This window comes from Streptomyces tendae (assembly GCF_014650435.1).
Classification (GTDB): domain Bacteria; phylum Actinomycetota; class Actinomycetes; order Streptomycetales; family Streptomycetaceae; genus Streptomyces; species Streptomyces tendae.
Genome location: NZ_BMUY01000006.1, coordinates 149685 through 165639, shown reverse-complemented (window position 1 = coordinate 165639; position 15955 = coordinate 149685). Strand labels below are relative to the sequence as shown.

Genomic DNA, 15955 nt, shown 5'->3' with positions numbered 1-15955 from the left:
GCGCGGGAACACACCGGCCGGGCGCGCTGTTGTCGCCGGATGCGGAACGGAGGCGGAACGGTGCACGGTGAGTACAAGATCCCCGGCGGCAAGCTGGTCGTCGTGGACGTGGAGGCCGAGGGCGGCGTGCTGCGGCACGTGCGCGTGGCGGGCGACTTCTTCCTGGAACCGGACGAGGCGCTGGACGCCGTGAACCGCGCGCTGGAGGGCGCCCCGGCGGACACCGACGCGGCGGGACTCGCCGCGCGGATCGACGCGGCCGTGCCCGAGGGCACCGTCATGTACGGGCTGACCTCGGAGGGCATCGGTATCGCCGTGCGCCGCGCGCTGGCGCACGCCACGGACTGGACCGACTACGACTGGCAGCTCATCCACGAGGGGCCGCAGGCCCCGGCGCTGCACATGGCCCTGGACGAGGTGCTGACCGCTCAGGTCGCGGCGGGCCGGCGTCCGCCGACGCTGCGGGTGTGGGAGTGGGGCGCCCCGGCGGTGATCATCGGCAGTTTCCAGTCGCTGCGCAACGAGGTGGACCCCGAGGGCGCCGCCCGGCACGGCATCGAGGTGGTGCGCCGGATCTCCGGCGGCGGCGCGATGTTCGTGGAGCCCGGCAACACGATCACCTACTCCCTGTCCGTGCCGGAGGCGCTGGTGCAGGGCCTCTCGTTCCAGGACAGCTACGCCTATCTCGACGACTGGGTGCTGGGCGCGCTCGGCGAGATGGGCATCCGTGCCTGGTACCAGCCGCTGAACGACATCGCCACCGACCAGGGCAAGATCGCGGGCGCCGCGCAGAAGCGCGTCGTGGGCCCGGGGGGCGGTCCGGGCGCCGTACTGCACCACGTGACCATGTCGTACGACATCGACGCGGACAAGATGCTCGAGGTGCTGCGGATCGGGCGGGAGAAGATGTCCGACAAGGGCACGAAGTCCGCGAAGAAGCGGGTGGACCCGTTGCGCCGGCAGACCGGACTGGCGCGCGGTGCCGTGATCGAGCGGATGATCTCCTCCTTCGCCGGGCGGTACGGGCTGACCCAGGGCAAGGTGACGGACGAGGAGCTGACCCGGGCCACCGGGCTGGCGCGCGAGAAGTTCTCCTCCGCCGACTGGACCGCCCGGGTGCCCTAGGTTCCGCGGCGCACCGCGACCAGGCCCGACTCGTAGGCGAAGACCACGAGTTGGGCGCGGTCGCGGGCGCCCAGCTTGGTCATCGCGCGGCTGATGTGCGTCTTGGCGGTCAGCGGGCTGATCACCATGTGGGCGGCGATCTCCTCGTTGCTCAGGCCGCGCGCGGCGAGCGCGGTGACCTCGCGTTCCCGGCGGGTGAGGGAGTCCAGGCCGGGCGCGGTGGTCCGGTCCGGGGGCCGGGCGACGAACTCGCCGATCAGCGTGCGGGTGACCGACGGGGAGAGCAGCGCCTCGCCGTGCGCCACCACGTCGATGGCCTGGAGCAGGTCGGCGGGCTCGGTGTCCTTGAGGAGGAAGCCGCTCGCCCCGGCCCGCAGCGCCTCGAAGACGTACTCGTCCAGTCCGTAGTTGGTGAGGATGACGACGCGTACGGCGGCGAGGGCCGGGTCGGCGGCGATCCGGCGGGTCGCCTCGATGCCCGACATCACCGGCATCTGCACGTCGACCAGCGCCACGTCGGGCACCTGGGCCCGCACCAGCGCCACGCCCTCTTCCCCGTCGGCGGCCTCGCCGACCACCTCGATGCCGTCCTCGGCGTCGAGCAGCGCCCGGAAACCGGCCCGCATCAGTGCCTGGTCGTCGACGAGCGCGACCCGGACGACGCCGCTCATGCCGTCTCGCCCAGCGGGAGACGTGCGCGCACCGAGAAGCCGCCCTCCGCGCGCGGGGCGGCGCGCAGGGTGCCGCCGAGTGCGCTCACCCGTTCGTGCATGCCGGTCAGGCCGGTGCCCGAAACCGGCGGCCGGGCCGGATCGGCGGCTCCGTCGTCGTCCACCTCTATGGTCAACTCCCTCGTGGAGTCCCGCGTGTTCGGCGTGCCGTAGTCGATGCGGACCCGCACCTTCGCAGGTCCGGCGTGTCGGGCCGCGTTGGTGAGGGCCTCCTGCACGATGCGGTAGGCGGCGCGGTCGAGTGCCCGGGGCAGCGGGCGCTCGTCCCCGGTGACGGTCAGGTCGACGGCGAGGCCGGCCGCGCGGGCCCGCTCGACGAGCAGGGCAGGGGTGCCGGCGGGTTCGTCGGCGCGCAGCACCTGGAGGGCGGAGCGCAGCTCGCGCATCGCCTCGCCGCTCGCCTCCTGGATGGCGAGCAGCGCGGGCGGCACCTCGTCGCCGCGTTTGCGCGCCAGGTGGACGGCGACGCCCGCCTGGAGCTTGACGATGGAGATGCTGTGCGTCAGCGAGTCGTGCAACTCGCGGGCGATCCGCAGCCGTTCCTCCCCCGCGCGGCGCAGGGCCGCCTCCTCCCTGGTGCGCTCCGCCTCCAGGGCGCGCTGTTCGGTCTGGCGCAGGTACGCCTGCCAGTTCCGGTCGGCGAGGCCGGTCACCACGGCGCACAGGAACCAGCCGGCGAGCAGTCCGGCCCGCTCGGCCGCGTTCTGCGTGCCGGGACCGGTGGCCACGTAGCCGGCCAGGAACACGGCGCTGCCGGCCGCCGCGACGGCCCGGTGGCCGACCCGGGCCGCGGTGTGCACGGCGCCCAGGACGGGCAGCGCGGACAGCGGGCCGGGGTGCGCGTGCACGACGTACGCCGTGCCGAGGACGGTGGCGACGGCCAGCACCGCGCGCGGGGCGGTGCGGTGGAAGGCGAGCGCCGCGGAGGCGAGGACGACGAGCACGTGGTCGAGTGCCGTGGTGCCGTCGTCGAACGCGGCGACCGCCGTGCCGAGCGCGCCGACCACGGTCGCGAGGACCAGGTCGGCGAGCCGTTCGCGATCGATCCGACGCCCACTCATGGCGGCACCCTATGCGTCCCGGCGGGCCGCCGCGTCGGCCCTGTGGACAACGTTCGGACTACTCCCGGCGGAGTAGTCGGCCGCCCGACCGGGCACCGGTGGCGCAGCGCCGATCGCATCCGGCCGTACGACGACGCCGCACGCTCCCACGGCGCAGGCTGCTGTCCATGCCCACACCTTTCCGTCACACCGAACCGCTGCCGCCGAAGGCGGCCACCGGACGCGTCGCCGAGGTCTACGCACAGGCCGCGCGGGACTTCGGCATCCCCGAACCCGCCCCGTTCGTGGTCCTGTCCTCGGCCCCCGCGCTCGTCGCCCCGGCCTGGGCGCTGATGCGTGAGTCCCTGCTCGCCGGGCCGGGCGACCGCACCGGCAAGGAGGTCGCCGCCTTCGGGGTGTCGCAGGCCAACAAGTGCCGGTTCTGCGTGGATGCGCACACCATGCTGCTGCACGCCACCGGCGACCACGCCCTGGCCGAGCGGCTGGCCCGGGGGCGGGAGCCGGCGGACGAGCGGCACGCGCGCGTGCTCGACTGGGCACGGCGCACCCGGGTCCCGGGCGCCGCGCGGGAGCCGTATCCCTTCCCGCCCGAGGAGGCCCCCGGCTATCTCGGCACCGTGCTGGCCTTCCACTTCATCAACCGCGTCGTGTCGTCCCTGGTGACCGAGAACCTGCTGCCGGCCGACGCGCAGCGACTGCGTCCGGTGCGGAGCCTGGCGGGCCGTTCGCTGTCGCGCACCGTGCGCCGCACCCCCGTGCCCGGCGCCTCCCTGCCCCTGCTGGACGACCCCGGCCGGGGACCGGCGTGGGCGGCGGGGACTCCGGTCGGCCCGGCGTACGCGGCGCTGAGCGCCACCGCCCCGATGGGCGCCGGCCTCCTCGACGCCGACGACCAGGACCTGGTGCGGGCCACGCTGCGCGACTGGGACGGCTCGCACCCGCCGCTCACCCCGGACCCCTTCCCCGACCGGCGGGAGCGGCCCGGCGCACGGCTGGCGCTGCTGACCGCGCTCGCGCCGTACCGGATCACGGACGCGGACGTGGCGGCGTGGCGCCGGCCCGAGCACACCGACCACTGCCTGGTCCACCTCGTCGCGTACGGCGCGTTCGCCGCGGTGGACCGCATCGAGACCGCCCTGACGGCCCCGGCCGCTCGCCCCACCACTCGGGAGACCTCATGAACCTCGTCGTCAACCCCCGCCAGGCCGAGGTCTGGAACGGCCCCGTCGGCGCCCACTGGGCCGCCCACCAGGCCCGCTACGACGCGATGCTGGCCGGGGTGAACGACGCCCTGTTCGACGCGGCGGCCGTCGCTCCCGGCGACCGCGTCCTCGACGTCGGCTGCGGAGCCGGCGCGACGACCCGCATCGCGGCCGGGCTAGCCGCCCCCGGGCACGCGGTCGGTGTCGACATCTCCGCGCCGCTGCTGGAGCGGGCCCGCGCGAGCACCGCCGCCGAGGGCGTCGCGAACGCGGCGTACGAGTGCGCCGACGCCCAGGTGCACCCGTTCCCGGCGGAGGGCTACGACGTGGTCGTCAGCCGGGGCGGCGTGATGTTCTTCGCGGACCACACGGCCGCCTTCCGCAATCTGGCGCGGGCCCTGCGGCCGGGCGGCCGGCTCGCCTTCGTGTGCCCGCAGCCGCCCGGGGAGCACTCGGAAGAGGCCCGCGCGCTGGGCCTGTTCGCCCGCCTCGTCGACGAGGAGCCCGGTCCACAGGCGCTCGCCGCGCAGTCCGCGATGGCCTCGCTGTCCGATCCGGAGCGCGTCCGCGCGATCCTCGCCGAGGCCGGGTACCGGGAGGTGGCGGTGGTCCCGGTCACCGTGGAGGCGGTGTGGGGCCGTGACGTCCGGGACGCCGTCGACTTCCTGCTGTCGCGCTACCCGGGCCGCCCGCTGCCCGCCGGCCGGCTCGCCGAACTGGAGGCGGCACTGCTCCCCCACGCCACCGACACCGGGGTGCGGATGCGGGCCGGCGTGTGGCTGGTGACGGCCGTACGGCCCTGACGGCGCCCGTACGTCTGCGTCACCGCGCGGCCACGGACCGAGTTCGCCCTTCCGCCCCACGGGGACTCGTGTGACACTGGCGTCCCGTCCGCAGTGCGGGCACCCTCCGCACCGTCCCCCACGAGAAGTGCGCCGTGCGTTCTCTTCCTCTGCCGCTCGCCCTGACCGCCCGTCTGGCGCCGGTCGCCGTGCTCGCCACGGCGGGCTGGGCGCTGTCGTCCGGGCCGGACACGTCACCGGCCGCGAAGGACAAGACGCCGCCCGACACCACGAACAGATCGGCGTCCGCACCGGCGACCCAGGCGGCGACGAAGACCTACGCCACCGCCCCGGCACCGTGCGGGGCCCTGGCCGGGAAGACGGTCACCTCGCTGGTGCCGGGCGCCAAGGCGGCCGGCAAGGAGATCCCGTCCACGGACACCGAGGTGCGCCGCACCTGTTCCTGGAACGCGCTCAAGGGCTACGACTACCGCTGGCTCGACGTCTCCTTCGAGGTGATGGAGACGGACGGGGCGGCGCAGAAGTCGTACAAGGAACGGGTCGCCGACCGCAGCGGCGGCGGCGACGTCCCGGGCCTCGGCGACAGCGCCTACTCCGTCGTCAACCTCACCACCGAGGACAAGCAGCAGACCCGGGAGGGCACCGTCCTGGTCCGCGCGGCCAACGCCCTGGTGATGATCACGTACAACGGCAGCGACTTCGAGTCGAAGAAGGCCCCCGGCACGACCGAGATCAACAAGGGCGCCATCAAGGCGGCCAAGGAGGCAGTGGCCGCCTTGCAGGACGGTCAGGGCTGACCGGCCCGGTGGCCGTCCGCCTCGGTGTCCGGCCGGGTCGCGGGGAGCAGCATCAGGGTCAGGTAGAGGATCAGGGACGTGCCCAGGCCCACCGCCCAGCCGTAGTCGGCCAGGGGTTCGAGGAAGGGTACGGGGCGGCCCTCGATCAGGGGGTGGAAGTCCGCACCGCCGATGGCCAGGACGCCGCCGACGGCGAACGCGAGCACCGCGCGCCAGTTCCAGCCACCGCCGTACCAGTAGCGTCCGCCCCGGCGGTAGAGGTCGACGAGGTGCAGCCGGGCGCGGCGCAGGATCCAGTAGTCGGCGATGAGGATGCCGGCCACCGTGCCGAGCAGTCCGCCGACCAGGCCGAGCCAGGTGAAGATGTAGCCCTGCGGGTCGGAGTACAGCTTCCACGGGAAGATCAGCACGGCCAGGACGGACGTGATGAGCGCTCCCGCACGGAAACTCACCTTGCGCGGCGCGACGTTGGAGAAGTCGAAGGCCGGTGAGACGAGGTTGGCCGCGATGTTCACGGACAGCGTCGCCACCAGGACGGTCACCAGGGCGAAGAGAAGACCCACCACGTTGTCCGTCTTGGCGGCGAGTTGTACGGGGTCCCAGATCGGTTCGCCGTAGACGGCCTGCGAGCCGGACGTGACCATCACGGAGAGGAAGGCGAACAGGGTCATCGTCGTGGGCAGGCCGAGGGCCTGTCCCCGGGTCTGGGCCTTCTGGCTCTTTCCGTAGCGGGTGAAGTCCGGGATGTTGAGGGACAGCGTGGACCAGAAGCCGATCATGCCCATCAGGGACGGCCAGAAGAGCTTCCAGAAGTCGCCGCCCCAGCCGAGCTTGGAGGGCTGGTCGAAGAGCGGGCCGAGGCCGCCCGCCTTGTCGGCCATCCACCACAGCATCACGAAGGCGCCGACCAGGACGAAGGGCGCCGCCCAGTTCTCGAAGCGGCGGATGGTCTCCATGCCGCGGTAGATGATGGCGACCTGGAGCGCCCAGAAGATCGCGAAGGACAGCCACATGGTCCAGGCGTGGCCGCCGACGGTCGCGGCGCCGGTCCAGCCGTCGCCGATCAGCTTGCCGGCCAGGAAGTAGATCGCCTCACCGCCGATCCAGGTCTGGATGCCGAACCAGCCGCAGGCCACCAACGCCCGTACGACGGCGGGCAGGTTGGCGCCCCGGATGCCGAAGGAGGCGCGGGCGAAGACAGGGAAGGGGATGCCGTACTTGGGTCCGGCGTGCCCGGTGAGCAGCATGGGTGCGAGGACGATCAGGTTGGCCAGGGCGATGGTGAACACCGCCTGCTTCCAGTCCATGCCGACCGCGATGAGACCGGAGGCGAGGGTCCAGGAGGCCGTGTTGTGGGCCATGCCGACCCACAGGGCGGAGAAGTTGTACGTGGTCCAGGTGCGCCCCTCGACGGGGACGGGCAGCAGATCCTCGTTGGCGTAGGGACCGCTCGGCGGCGGGGAGCCCGGGGCGAGCTCCACGCGCCCGTCGGGGAGGGTGACTTGGGTGGACGGCGGTATGGCCGTGGGCGCGGTGTCGGTCATGGGCAGGCCAATCATGGGCTGGGGAGGGAGAGGCCGTGCGGGCGGTGCCGAGGGGGGTGCGCGGGTGCGCCCTGGGCCCCTCTCCCGAGGGGGAGAGGGGGGAGGTCAGGCGTTGACGGCCGGGATGATCCGCGTGCCGTAGGTGTCGATCACGGCTTCCTGTGCGTCGTGCATGTCGTAGAGCGCGAACTGGTCGACGCCGAGGGCGCGCAGGGCGGTCAGCTTCTCGATGTGCTTCTCGACCGGTCCGATCAGGCAGAACCGGTCGACGATCTCGTCCGGCACGAACTGGGTGTCCGGGTTGCCGCTGCGCCCGTGGTGGGCGTAGTCGTAGCCCTCGCGGGCCTTGATGTAGTCGGTGAGTTCGTCGGGGACGGCACCGGTGTGGGCGCCGTACTTGGCGACCAGGTCGGCCACGTGGTTGCCGACCATGCCGCCGAACCAGCGGCACTGCTCGCGTGCGTGGGCGAGGGCCTCGGGCGAGTCGTCGGCGGTGACGTAGGCGGGGGCGGCGACGCAGATCGTCACCTCGGAGGGGTCGCGTCCGGCGGCCTCGGCGGCGTCCCGGACGGCCTTGACCATGTACTCGGTGAGGTAGAGGTCGGCGAGCTGGAGGATGAAGCCGTCGGCCTCCTCGCCGGTCATCTTCAGGGCCTTGGGGCCGTAGGCGGCCATCCACACGGGGACTTCGGCGCCGGGCTTGATCCAGGGGAACCGGACGACGGTGCCGCCGCCGAGGTCGGCCTCCTCTCCCCTGCCCAGCGCGCGGATGACCTTGATGGCTTCGCTTATGCGGGCGAGGGTGTTGGGCCTGCGTCCCGCGACGCGCATCGCGGAGTCGCCGCGGCCGATGCCGCAGACGGTGCGGTTGCCGAACATGTCGTTCAGGGTGGCGAAGGTGGAGGCGGTCACCTCCCAGGTGCGGGTGCCCGGGTTGGTGACCATCGGGCCGATCTTCAGCGTGCTGGTGTGGGACAGGACCTGGCTGTAGATCACGAACGGTTCCTGCCAGAGCACGGCGGAGTCGAAGGTCCAGCCGTGGCTGAAGCCGTTGCGCTCGGCGCGTTGCATCAGCTCCACGACGCGGGAGGCCGGCGGGTCGGTCTGCAGGACGAGTCCGAAGTCCATGGGCACCGCTCCTAGTTCAGGTACTGACAGGTGGCGCGCGGGGTGTAGACGCCGTGGCCCTTGCGCCCGGTGTACTCCCGCTCGGTGACGACCGGTTCGCCGCGCGAGAGCACGGTCTCCACGCGGCCGGTGATCCGCCGGCCCTCGTACGCCGAGTAGTCGACGTTCATGTGGTGGGTCTCGGCGGAGATCACCTGCTCGGCGTCCGGGTCGTAGACGACGATGTCGGCGTCCGCGCCGGGCGCGATGGTGCCCTTCTTCGGGTACAGGCCGAACATCCGGGCGGGGGTGGCGCAGGCGATCTCGATCCAGCGGCGGCGGCTGATGTGCCCGTCGACGACGGCCTGGTGGAGCAGGTCCATGCGGTTCTCGACGCCCGGCATCCCGTTGGGGATCTTGGAGAAGTCGCCGCGGCCCAGCTCCTTCTGCCCGCTGAAGCAGAAGGGGCAGTGGTCGGTGGAGACCACCTGGAGGTCGTTGGTGCGCAGGCCGCGCCAGAGGGCCGCCTGGTGCTCCCTGGGCCTGAGCGGGGTGCTGCACACGTACTTGGCGCCCTCGAAGTCGGGCTCGGCGAGGTTGTCGGTGGACAGGAACAGGTACTGGGGGCAGGTCTCGCCGAAGACGGGCAGGCCCTCGTCGCGGGCCCGGGTCAGTTCGGCGACCGCCTCCGTCGCGGAGACGTGCACGACGTACAGCGGCGCGCCGGCGACCTGGGCGAGCCGGATGGCGCGGTGGGTGGCCTCCGCCTCCAGGAGTGCCTTGCGGACCTCGCCGTGGAAGCGGGGGTCGGTCTCCCCGCGGGCGAGGGCCTGTTCGACCAGGACGTCGATGGCGATGCCGTTCTCGGCGTGCATCATGATCAGGCCGCCGTTCTCGGCGGCGCGCTGCATGGCGCGCAGGATCTGGCCGTCGTCGGAGTAGAAGACGCCGGGGTAGGCCATGAACTGCTTGAAGGAGGTCACGCCCTCCTCCACCAGCAGGTCCATCTCCTTGAGCGTCTTCTGGTTCACGTCGGAGACGATCATGTGGAAGGCGTAGTCGATCGCGCAGTTGCCCTCGGCCTTGGCGTGCCAGGCGTCCAGGCCCGAGCGCAGGGAGTGCCCGACGCTCTGGATGGCGAAGTCCACGATCGTGGTCGTACCGCCCCAGGCGGCGGCGCGGGTGCCGGTCTCGAAGGTGTCGGCGGCGTAGGTGCCGCCGAAGGGCATCTCCATGTGGGTGTGCCCGTCGACGCCGCCAGGGATGACGTACTTGCCGCTCGCGTCCATCACCCGCTCGGCGGTGAACGCCTCGGCCGCCGGGGTGCCGGTCGCGGCGAGGGCGGCGACGCGGCCGTCCTCGATCAGGACGTCGGCGTGGATCTCGTCGGACGCGGTGACGACGAGGCCGCCGCGAATGACGGTACGGCTGCTCATGCTGCTGTTCCCTCCTGTCGGGGGCGCCGGCGGATCAGGGCGCGGTCAGCGGGGAGTACGCGCCCGGCGCGCGGTCGCGGTAGAACTGCCAGCGGTCGCGGACCTCGCGCAGCTTGGCCATGTCGAGGTCGCGGACGACGAGTTCGGTCTCCTTGTCGCTCGCGACCTCGCCGACGAACTGGGCCTCGGGGTCGACGAAGTACGAGGTGCCGTAGAAGTCGTTGTCGCCGTACTCCTCGACGCCGACGCGGTTGATGGCGCCGACGAAGTACTCGTTGGCGACGGCGGCGGCCGGCTGCTCCAGCTGCCACAGGTAGCCGGACAGGCCGCGCGAGGTGGCCGACGGGTTGAAGACGATCTCGGCGCCTTCGAGGCCCAGGGCGCGCCAGCCCTCGGGGAAGTGCCGGTCGTAGCAGATGTAGACGCCGACCTTGCCGACGGCGGTGTCGAAGACCGGCCAGCCGCTGTTCCCGGGGCGGAAGTAGAACTTCTCCCAGAAGCCCCGCACCTGGGGGATGTGGGTCTTGCGGTACTTGCCGAGGTAGGAGCCGTCGGCGTCGATGACGGCGGCGGTGTTGTAGAGGACGCCGGGCTGCTCCTCCTCGTACATGGGGAGCACCAGGACGATGCCGTGCTCGCGGGCGAGCCGCTGGAAGCGCTCGACGATCGGCCCGTCCGGGATGCTCTCGGCGTAGGCGTAGAACTCCGGGTCCTGGACCTGGCAGAAGTACGGTCCGTAGAACAGCTCCTGGAAGCACATGACCTGTGCGCCCTGGGCGGCGGCGTCGCGCACCGCCTGCTCGTGGACCTGGATCATCGATTCCTTGTCGCCGGTCCAGGCGGTCTGGAAGAGCGCGGCTCGGATCACTCGGCTCATCTTCGGCCTCCACTCGCTCGGTGTGGCGCTCGGTGTACGGCGAGACTAGGGACGGCGGCCGGCCGGAATGAGTGGCACGGTGTCACGTGTGCGCGGGTCGGGCATTGCACGGTGTCACCCCTGTTGTGCGTCGTGGGCGAGGAGCGCGATGTGGACGGAGGCGGCCTGCTCGAAGTCGTCGAGGTCGACGCCGAGGCGGCCCTGTATGGCTTCGAGGCGGCGGTAGAGCGCGGGCCGTGAGACGTGGTGGAGCTGGGCGGTGCGGGACTTGTTGCGGCCGGTGGCGAGGTAGGTGCGCAGGACGGGCAGCAGGTCCTGGTCGGTGCCGCGCAGCAGTCCGTCCAGCTCGCGTTCGGCGAAGGACTGCACATGCGGGTCGTCGCGCAGCAGCCGCACCAGGCCGCGCAGGTGGATGTCGCGCAGCCGCACGACGGGCGGCGGGTCCAGGGCGGTCGCGGAGTCGGCGACGGCGTCGGCGACGTGCTGGGCCTCGCGCAGTCCGGCGGGGACTTCGGTCCAGTCGGCGCGGGCGTCGGCCGCCGCGACCACGATGTGGGCGGCGTCCGGTTCCGCACGCAGCCGGGTCGCGAAGTGGGCGGTGAGCGCCCGGGCGTCCTGGTCGGGGGCGAGGCTGAGCAGGACGGCGACGTGGTCGTCGGCGAGCCGGGCGGCGATGCCGGGCAGGCCGAGGCGCCGCAGCACCCGGGCGGGCCGGTCGGGTTCCCGCTCGCGGACGACGAGCGGGACGAACACGCGCCGGTTGACGGGCAGTCCGGCGGCGCGCGCCCGGGGCAGCAACTGCCGCGCCGGTACGGCCCCGGTGACCAGGTCGGTGAGCAGGCTCCGCGCGGACTGCTCCTCCCAGGAGTCCCAGGAGCCCGCGGACACGCCTGCGTGGGTGCCGTCACCGGCGAGCATGCGGTGCAGGACGAGGGCCTCGGCGGCCCGGTCGGCGAGCAGTCGTCCGGCGGCCCGGTCGCCGCCGTAGCCGCACAGCACCAGCCGGCCCCAGCGCTCCCCGCGGCAGCCCAGCTCGGCGCGGATCCAGCCGTCGGCGGACCCGGCACCGGCCTGGCGGGCGATGCGTTCCCAGTCCCGCAGCACGTCGTCGACGGCCGCCCGCTCCCCCGCCGTGGCAAGGACGCGGTGGGCGAGGTTGGTGACCACGACCGGGCAGCCGGCGTGCCGGGCCACCTCGTCGAGCAGGCGCTGCATCGGGGCGCCGGCGGTGATCAGGCCGGTCAGTTCCGTGCGTACCGCCTCGGAGAGGCTGACGGCGGCGTACTTGCGCCGCAGCAGCCGGGACTGGACCTCCTCGGTCAGTTCGGCGAAGGGGAAGGGCCGGTGCAGCACGACCATGGGCAGCCCGCAGCGCTCGGCCGCCCTGCGCATCACCTCGGGCGGGGCGGGGAAGGCCCGGCCCAGGCCGAGCACGAGGGCCGCGGCCTCCGCACGGTCGAGGGAGCGGACGTACTCGCCCTGTTTGTCCTCGTCACCGGCGAGCAGCACGCCGGTGGTGAGGACCATCTCGCCGCCGCTGAGCATCACGCCGACGTCGGCGGCCTCGGCGACGTGCACCCAGCGCACCGGCCGGTCGAGCCGGTGGGCGCCGGCCACCACCTCGGGCTGTCCGGCCCGCACCCGTTCGAGGCCGAGGACCTGACGGACCGACAGGGCCGGCTCCCAGGGCTCCCGGGGCTGCCGGGCGGAGGTCTCCGGGGTGGTGGTCATGGCGGCGCCTCCTGGGCTCGGGACGCGGAACGCGGCGGTCGGGTGCGCGGCGCGGCGCGCGTTCTCAGATGCTCCGCAGGGCGCGTTCGAGGATCGCGGCGCCCTCCTCGGCCTCCGCGACGGTGAGGGACATCGGCGGGGCGATGCGCAGGACGCTGGTGCTGTGGCCGCCGCCCTTGCCGACCAGCAGCCCGCCGGCGCGGGCCTCCTCCAGTACGGCCGACGCCGCCTCGGGGGCGGCCTCGTCGGTGCCCGGCCGGGTCAGCTCGACGCCGATCATCAGCCCGCGTCCACGCACCTCCCGTACGTGCGGCACCTGGGCGGCGACGGCGCGCAGCCGTTCGATGAGCAGCCCGCCGACCCGCCGCGCGTTGCCCTGGAGGTCGTGTTCCAGGAGGTGGTTGAGGTTGGCGAGAGCGGCCGCCATGGTGACCTGGGTGCCGCCGAAGGTGGAGATGCTGTTGGCGTCGAGGCAGTTCATGATCTCGGCGCGGGCGACGACACCGCCGACGGACATGCCGTTGCCGATGCCCTTGGCGAAGGTGACGATGTCCGGCGGTCCGCTCCTGCCGTGCGCCTGCCAGCCCCAGAAGTGCTCGCCGGTGCGGCCCCAGCCGGTCTGCACCTCGTCGGCGATCCACAGGATGCCCCGCTCGTGCAGGACCTCGCGGAAGGCGGCGTACAGGCCGTCCGGCGGGGAGGTGAAGCCGCCGACGCCCTGGACGGGCTCGGCGATCAGGGCGGCCGGGGCGCGGGTGTGGCCGAGCAGGTCCAACAGGTCGGCGACGCAGGCGTCGATGAAGTCCCGGTCGTCCAGGTGGGCGTAGGGGCCGCGGGTGCGGACGCCGCCGTGCACGTAGAGGGTCTGGAGCGGGGAGAGCGAGGTCGGGGACCAGCCGCGGTTGCCGGTGATGCCGACGGAGCTGAAGGAGCGGCCGTGGTAGCTGTTGCGCATGGCCAGGATCGTGTTGCCGCGCCGGTGGGCGGTGGCGAGCAGCAGGGCGGTGTCGTTGGCCTCGGTCCCGGAGGTGGTGAAGAAGACGCGGGCGTCGGGGATGCCGGACAGCTGGGCGACGCGTTCGGCCAGCTCCACCATGGGGCGGTTGAGGTAGAGGGTCGAGGAGTGGATGATCCGTCCGGCCTGTTCGGCGACGGCCTTGGTGACCTCGGGCAGGGCGTGCCCGGTCATGGTGGTGAGGATGCCGCCGAAGAAGTCCAGGTACTTGTTGCCCGCGGTGTCCCAGACGTGCCGGCCCTCGCCGTGGGTGATCTCCAGCGGGTCCTCGTAGTAGAGGGCGAGCCAGTCGGGCAGGACGGCGCGGTGGCGGGCGAAGAGGTCACGGTTCACGGCCGCACCAGCCCCTCGTAGGCGTCGGGCCGGCGGTCGCGGTAGAAGGCCCACTGCTGTCGGACCTCGTCGATGAGGTCGAAGTCCAGGTCGCGGACGACCAGTTCCTCCTTGGTGTCGCTGGCCGTCCCGCCGACGAACTGCCCGCGCGGATCCACGAAGTACGACGTGCCGTAGAAGTCGTTGTCCCCGTACTCCTCGACGCCGACGCGGTTGATGGCGGCGACGAAGTACTCGTTGGCGACGGCCGCGGCGGGCTGTTCGAGCTGCCACAGGTGGGCGGAGAGACCGCGGTGGGTGGCGGACGGGTTGTACACCAGCTGGGCGCCGCCGAGGCCGAGTTGGCGCCAGCCCTCGGGGAAGTGCCGGTCGTAGCAGATGTAGACGCCGACCTTGCCGACGGCGGTGTCGAAGACCGGCCAGCCGACATTGCCGGGGCGGAAGTAGAACTTCTCCCAGAAGCCCTTGACCTGCGGGATGTGGTGCTTGCGGTAGGTGCCGAGGACGGTGCCGTCGGCGTCGATCACGGCCGCGGTGTTGTAGTAGAAGCCGGACTGCTCGACCTCGAAGACGGGGACGACGAGCACCATGCCGGTCTCGCGGGCCAGTGCCTGCATACGGCGGACGGTGGGGCCGTCGGGCACCGGCTCGGCCCAGCGGTAGTGCTCGGGGTCCTGGACCTGGCAGAAGTAGGGCGCGTTGAAGACTTCCTGGAACCCGATGACCTTCGCGCCCTGCCGGGCGGCCTCGCGGGCGTGCTCCTCGTGTTTCGCCACCATGGACTCGGTGTCGCCGGTCCAGGTGGCCTGGACGAGAGCGGCACGTACGACGTTGGCCATGAGCTGCTCCTTCGACACGACGTCAGAGCCTCTACGCCCGTAGAGCAGGCCGTAGAGGGACGAACGTAAGCCTGGCCGGAGGGGCTTGCCAAGACCATCGTCGTCAAGGCGCGGTGTCGATCGTGTTTCGCACTCCTGTGGGTGAGTGCCGGCGCCTCAGGCCGCCACGGGCGCGCACCTGCCCACCAGCTCGTCCATGGACAGCCCCAGCGCGCCGGCCAGCGCGGCCACCGTGAAGAACGCCGGGGTCGGCGCCCGGCCGGTCTCGATCTTGCGCAGGGTCTCGGCGGAGATTCCGGCCTGGGCGGCCACCGCCGTCATGCTCCGCTCGCCGCGGGCCGCGCGGAGCAGGCGCCCGAGCTGCTCGCCGCGCTCGCGCTCTTCGGGGGTCAGAGGGGTGCGTACCATGCCGTCATTCTAATACCGGTTTCCCGTACCGGCCCCGGACGTGCCGCACATCGCGCCAGGGCGCGAATCCAATTCAAATACCGGTATAGTAATTGGCATGGTGGAACTGAAGACGGACACATCGATCGACGCCATGCACGCGGCCGGACAGGTCGTCGCGCGCGCCCTGACCGCCGTACGGCAGGCCGCGGACGTGGGCGTGTCCCTGCTGGAGCTGGACGCGGTGGCACACGAGGTGCTGCGGGAGGCGGGCGCGGGCTCGCCCTTCCTCGGGTACCGGCCCTCCTTCGCGCCGACACCGTTCCCGGGCGTCATCTGCGCGTCGGTGAACGACGCGATCGTGCACGGCATCCCGGACGGCTACCGGCTGCGCGACGGGGACCTGGTCTCCATCGACTGCGGCGCCCTCCTGGAGGGCTGGGCGGGCGACTCGGCGCTCAGCTTCGTGGTGGGCACCCCGCGCCCGGCCGACGTCACGCTGATCGAGACCGCCGAGCGGGCCCTGGAGGCGGGCATCGGAGCGGCCGTGGTCGGCAACCGCATCGGCGACATCGCCCACGCCATCGGCACGGTGTGCCGGGCGGGCGGCTACGGGATCATGGAGGACTTCGGCGGCCACGGCATCGGCCGGCACATGCACGAGGACCCGGGGGTGCCCAACGAGGGCCGTCCCGGACGCGGGCTCCCGCTGCGGCACGGCATGGTCCTCGCCATCGAGCCCATGCTGACCGCCGGCGGCCGCGACGACTACCACGCGGCTCCCGACGGCTGGACCCTGCGTACGAACGACGGCTCCCGGGCGGCCCACGTGGAGCACACGGTGGCGATCACGGACAGCGGCCCGCGCGTCCTGACGTCGAGGGACGGTCTCTGAGGGACGACGCGGCCGGGGCGGGGCCCTCCGCCCCGGCCGGGTTCCCGGCATGCCCGCCGGAACAGAACGTGT

15 protein-coding genes are annotated in these 15955 nt (G+C 72.7%); 5 read left to right on the top strand and 10 right to left on the bottom strand.

Features of this window, described 5'->3' with window-relative positions; genetic code table 11:
* Positions 1-60 precede the first annotated feature (60 nt).
* On the top strand, positions 61-1125 hold the full coding sequence (gene lplAB, locus IE258_RS17985; RefSeq protein ID WP_189744666.1) for a lipoate-protein ligase LplAB: 1065 nt from the start codon (positions 61-63) through the stop codon (positions 1123-1125).
* Here lplAB and IE258_RS17980 read toward each other — a convergent pair.
* Positions 1122-1796 (bottom strand): response regulator, encoded by a 675-nt coding sequence (locus IE258_RS17980; protein WP_189744663.1) that lies wholly within the window; start codon positions 1794-1796, stop codon positions 1122-1124. The genes lplAB and IE258_RS17980 overlap by 4 nt on opposite strands.
* Positions 1793-2917, bottom strand: a complete 1125-nt coding sequence (locus IE258_RS17975; protein WP_189744661.1) for a sensor histidine kinase — start codon at positions 2915-2917, stop codon at positions 1793-1795. Before IE258_RS17975 ends, IE258_RS17980 begins: the two co-directional genes overlap by 4 nt.
* Before the next feature lie 167 nt (positions 2918-3084).
* On the opposite strand from IE258_RS17975, the gene IE258_RS17970 reads away from it, so the two are divergent.
* The 3 genes from IE258_RS17970 (at position 3085) to IE258_RS17960 (ending at position 5719) form a co-directional block, all read left to right on the top strand.
* Entirely contained in the window at positions 3085-4098 is a 1014-nt protein-coding gene (locus IE258_RS17970) for a carboxymuconolactone decarboxylase family protein (protein ID WP_189744658.1), read from the top strand.
* Positions 4095-4922: a class I SAM-dependent methyltransferase gene (locus tag IE258_RS17965; protein ID WP_189744656.1), complete on the top strand. Its 828-nt coding sequence runs from the start codon at positions 4095-4097 to the stop codon at positions 4920-4922. Before IE258_RS17970 ends, IE258_RS17965 begins: the two co-directional genes overlap by 4 nt.
* Before the next feature lie 134 nt (positions 4923-5056).
* On the top strand, positions 5057-5719 hold the full coding sequence (locus tag IE258_RS17960; RefSeq protein WP_189744654.1) for a hypothetical protein: 663 nt from the start codon (positions 5057-5059) through the stop codon (positions 5717-5719).
* On the opposite strand, the gene IE258_RS17955 is transcribed toward IE258_RS17960, so the two are convergent.
* The 8 genes from IE258_RS17955 to IE258_RS17920 all read right to left on the bottom strand — a co-directional run bounded on the left by IE258_RS17955 (position 5710) and on the right by IE258_RS17920 (position 15009).
* Positions 5710-7263 carry an NCS1 family nucleobase:cation symporter-1 gene (locus IE258_RS17955; protein ID WP_189744652.1) on the bottom strand — a complete coding sequence of 518 codons (1554 nt, stop codon included), beginning with the start codon at positions 7261-7263 and terminating at the stop codon, positions 5710-5712. The genes IE258_RS17960 and IE258_RS17955 overlap by 10 nt on opposite strands.
* Positions 7264-7368: 105 nt before the next feature.
* Positions 7369-8391, bottom strand: a complete 1023-nt coding sequence (locus IE258_RS17950) for a TIGR03842 family LLM class F420-dependent oxidoreductase (protein WP_189744650.1) — start codon at positions 8389-8391, stop codon at positions 7369-7371.
* Positions 8392-8402: 11 nt separating this feature from the next.
* Positions 8403-9806, bottom strand: coding sequence for a dihydropyrimidinase (hydA, locus tag IE258_RS17945; RefSeq protein ID WP_189744647.1), 1404 nt, complete (start codon positions 9804-9806; stop codon positions 8403-8405).
* Between the two features lie 34 nt (positions 9807-9840).
* Positions 9841-10683: a nitrilase-related carbon-nitrogen hydrolase gene (locus IE258_RS17940; RefSeq protein WP_125628076.1), complete on the bottom strand. Its 843-nt coding sequence runs from the start codon at positions 10681-10683 to the stop codon at positions 9841-9843.
* A 114-nt stretch (positions 10684-10797) separates the two neighbouring features.
* Complete coding sequence (locus IE258_RS17935) at positions 10798-12414, bottom strand: PucR family transcriptional regulator (RefSeq protein ID WP_189744645.1); 1617 nt, start codon at positions 12412-12414, stop codon at positions 10798-10800.
* Positions 12415-12478: 64 nt separating this feature from the next.
* A complete protein-coding gene (locus IE258_RS17930; RefSeq protein WP_189744643.1) occupies positions 12479-13762 on the bottom strand; it encodes an aspartate aminotransferase family protein in 1284 nt (427 codons plus the stop codon).
* On the bottom strand, positions 13759-14601 hold the full coding sequence (locus IE258_RS17925) for a nitrilase-related carbon-nitrogen hydrolase (protein ID WP_164457209.1): 843 nt from the start codon (positions 14599-14601) through the stop codon (positions 13759-13761). The genes IE258_RS17930 and IE258_RS17925 overlap by 4 nt, the downstream gene beginning before the upstream one ends.
* 156 nt (positions 14602-14757) lie before the next feature.
* A complete protein-coding gene (locus IE258_RS17920; protein ID WP_159327701.1) occupies positions 14758-15009 on the bottom strand; it encodes a helix-turn-helix domain-containing protein in 252 nt (83 codons plus the stop codon).
* Positions 15010-15106: 97 nt separating this feature from the next.
* Between IE258_RS17920 and map the strand changes: the two genes are divergently transcribed.
* Complete coding sequence (gene map / locus IE258_RS17915; RefSeq protein ID WP_159327700.1) at positions 15107-15883, top strand: type I methionyl aminopeptidase; 777 nt, start codon at positions 15107-15109, stop codon at positions 15881-15883.
* Positions 15884-15955: the final 72 nt, after the last annotated feature.

Coding starts and splice junctions, on each gene's coding strand:
- IE258_RS17935 (WP_189744645.1), bottom strand. CDS start 12,414: ATGACCACCACCCCGGAGACCTCCGCCCGGCAGCCCCGGGAGCCCTGG.
- IE258_RS17980 (WP_189744663.1), bottom strand. CDS start 1,796: ATGAGCGGCGTCGTCCGGGTCGCGCTCGTCGACGACCAGGCACTGATG.
- IE258_RS17925 (WP_164457209.1), bottom strand. CDS start 14,601: ATGGCCAACGTCGTACGTGCCGCTCTCGTCCAGGCCACCTGGACCGGC.
- IE258_RS17950 (WP_189744650.1), bottom strand. CDS start 8,391: ATGGACTTCGGACTCGTCCTGCAGACCGACCCGCCGGCCTCCCGCGTC.
- IE258_RS17975 (WP_189744661.1), bottom strand. CDS start 2,917: ATGAGTGGGCGTCGGATCGATCGCGAACGGCTCGCCGACCTGGTCCTC.
- map (WP_159327700.1), top strand. CDS start 15,107: ATGGTGGAACTGAAGACGGACACATCGATCGACGCCATGCACGCGGCC.
- IE258_RS17920 (WP_159327701.1), bottom strand. CDS start 15,009: ATGGTACGCACCCCTCTGACCCCCGAAGAGCGCGAGCGCGGCGAGCAG.
- IE258_RS17965 (WP_189744656.1), top strand. CDS start 4,095: ATGAACCTCGTCGTCAACCCCCGCCAGGCCGAGGTCTGGAACGGCCCC.
- IE258_RS17970 (WP_189744658.1), top strand. CDS start 3,085: ATGCCCACACCTTTCCGTCACACCGAACCGCTGCCGCCGAAGGCGGCC.
- hydA (WP_189744647.1), bottom strand. CDS start 9,806: ATGAGCAGCCGTACCGTCATTCGCGGCGGCCTCGTCGTCACCGCGTCC.
- IE258_RS17940 (WP_125628076.1), bottom strand. CDS start 10,683: ATGAGCCGAGTGATCCGAGCCGCGCTCTTCCAGACCGCCTGGACCGGC.
- IE258_RS17955 (WP_189744652.1), bottom strand. CDS start 7,263: ATGACCGACACCGCGCCCACGGCCATACCGCCGTCCACCCAAGTCACC.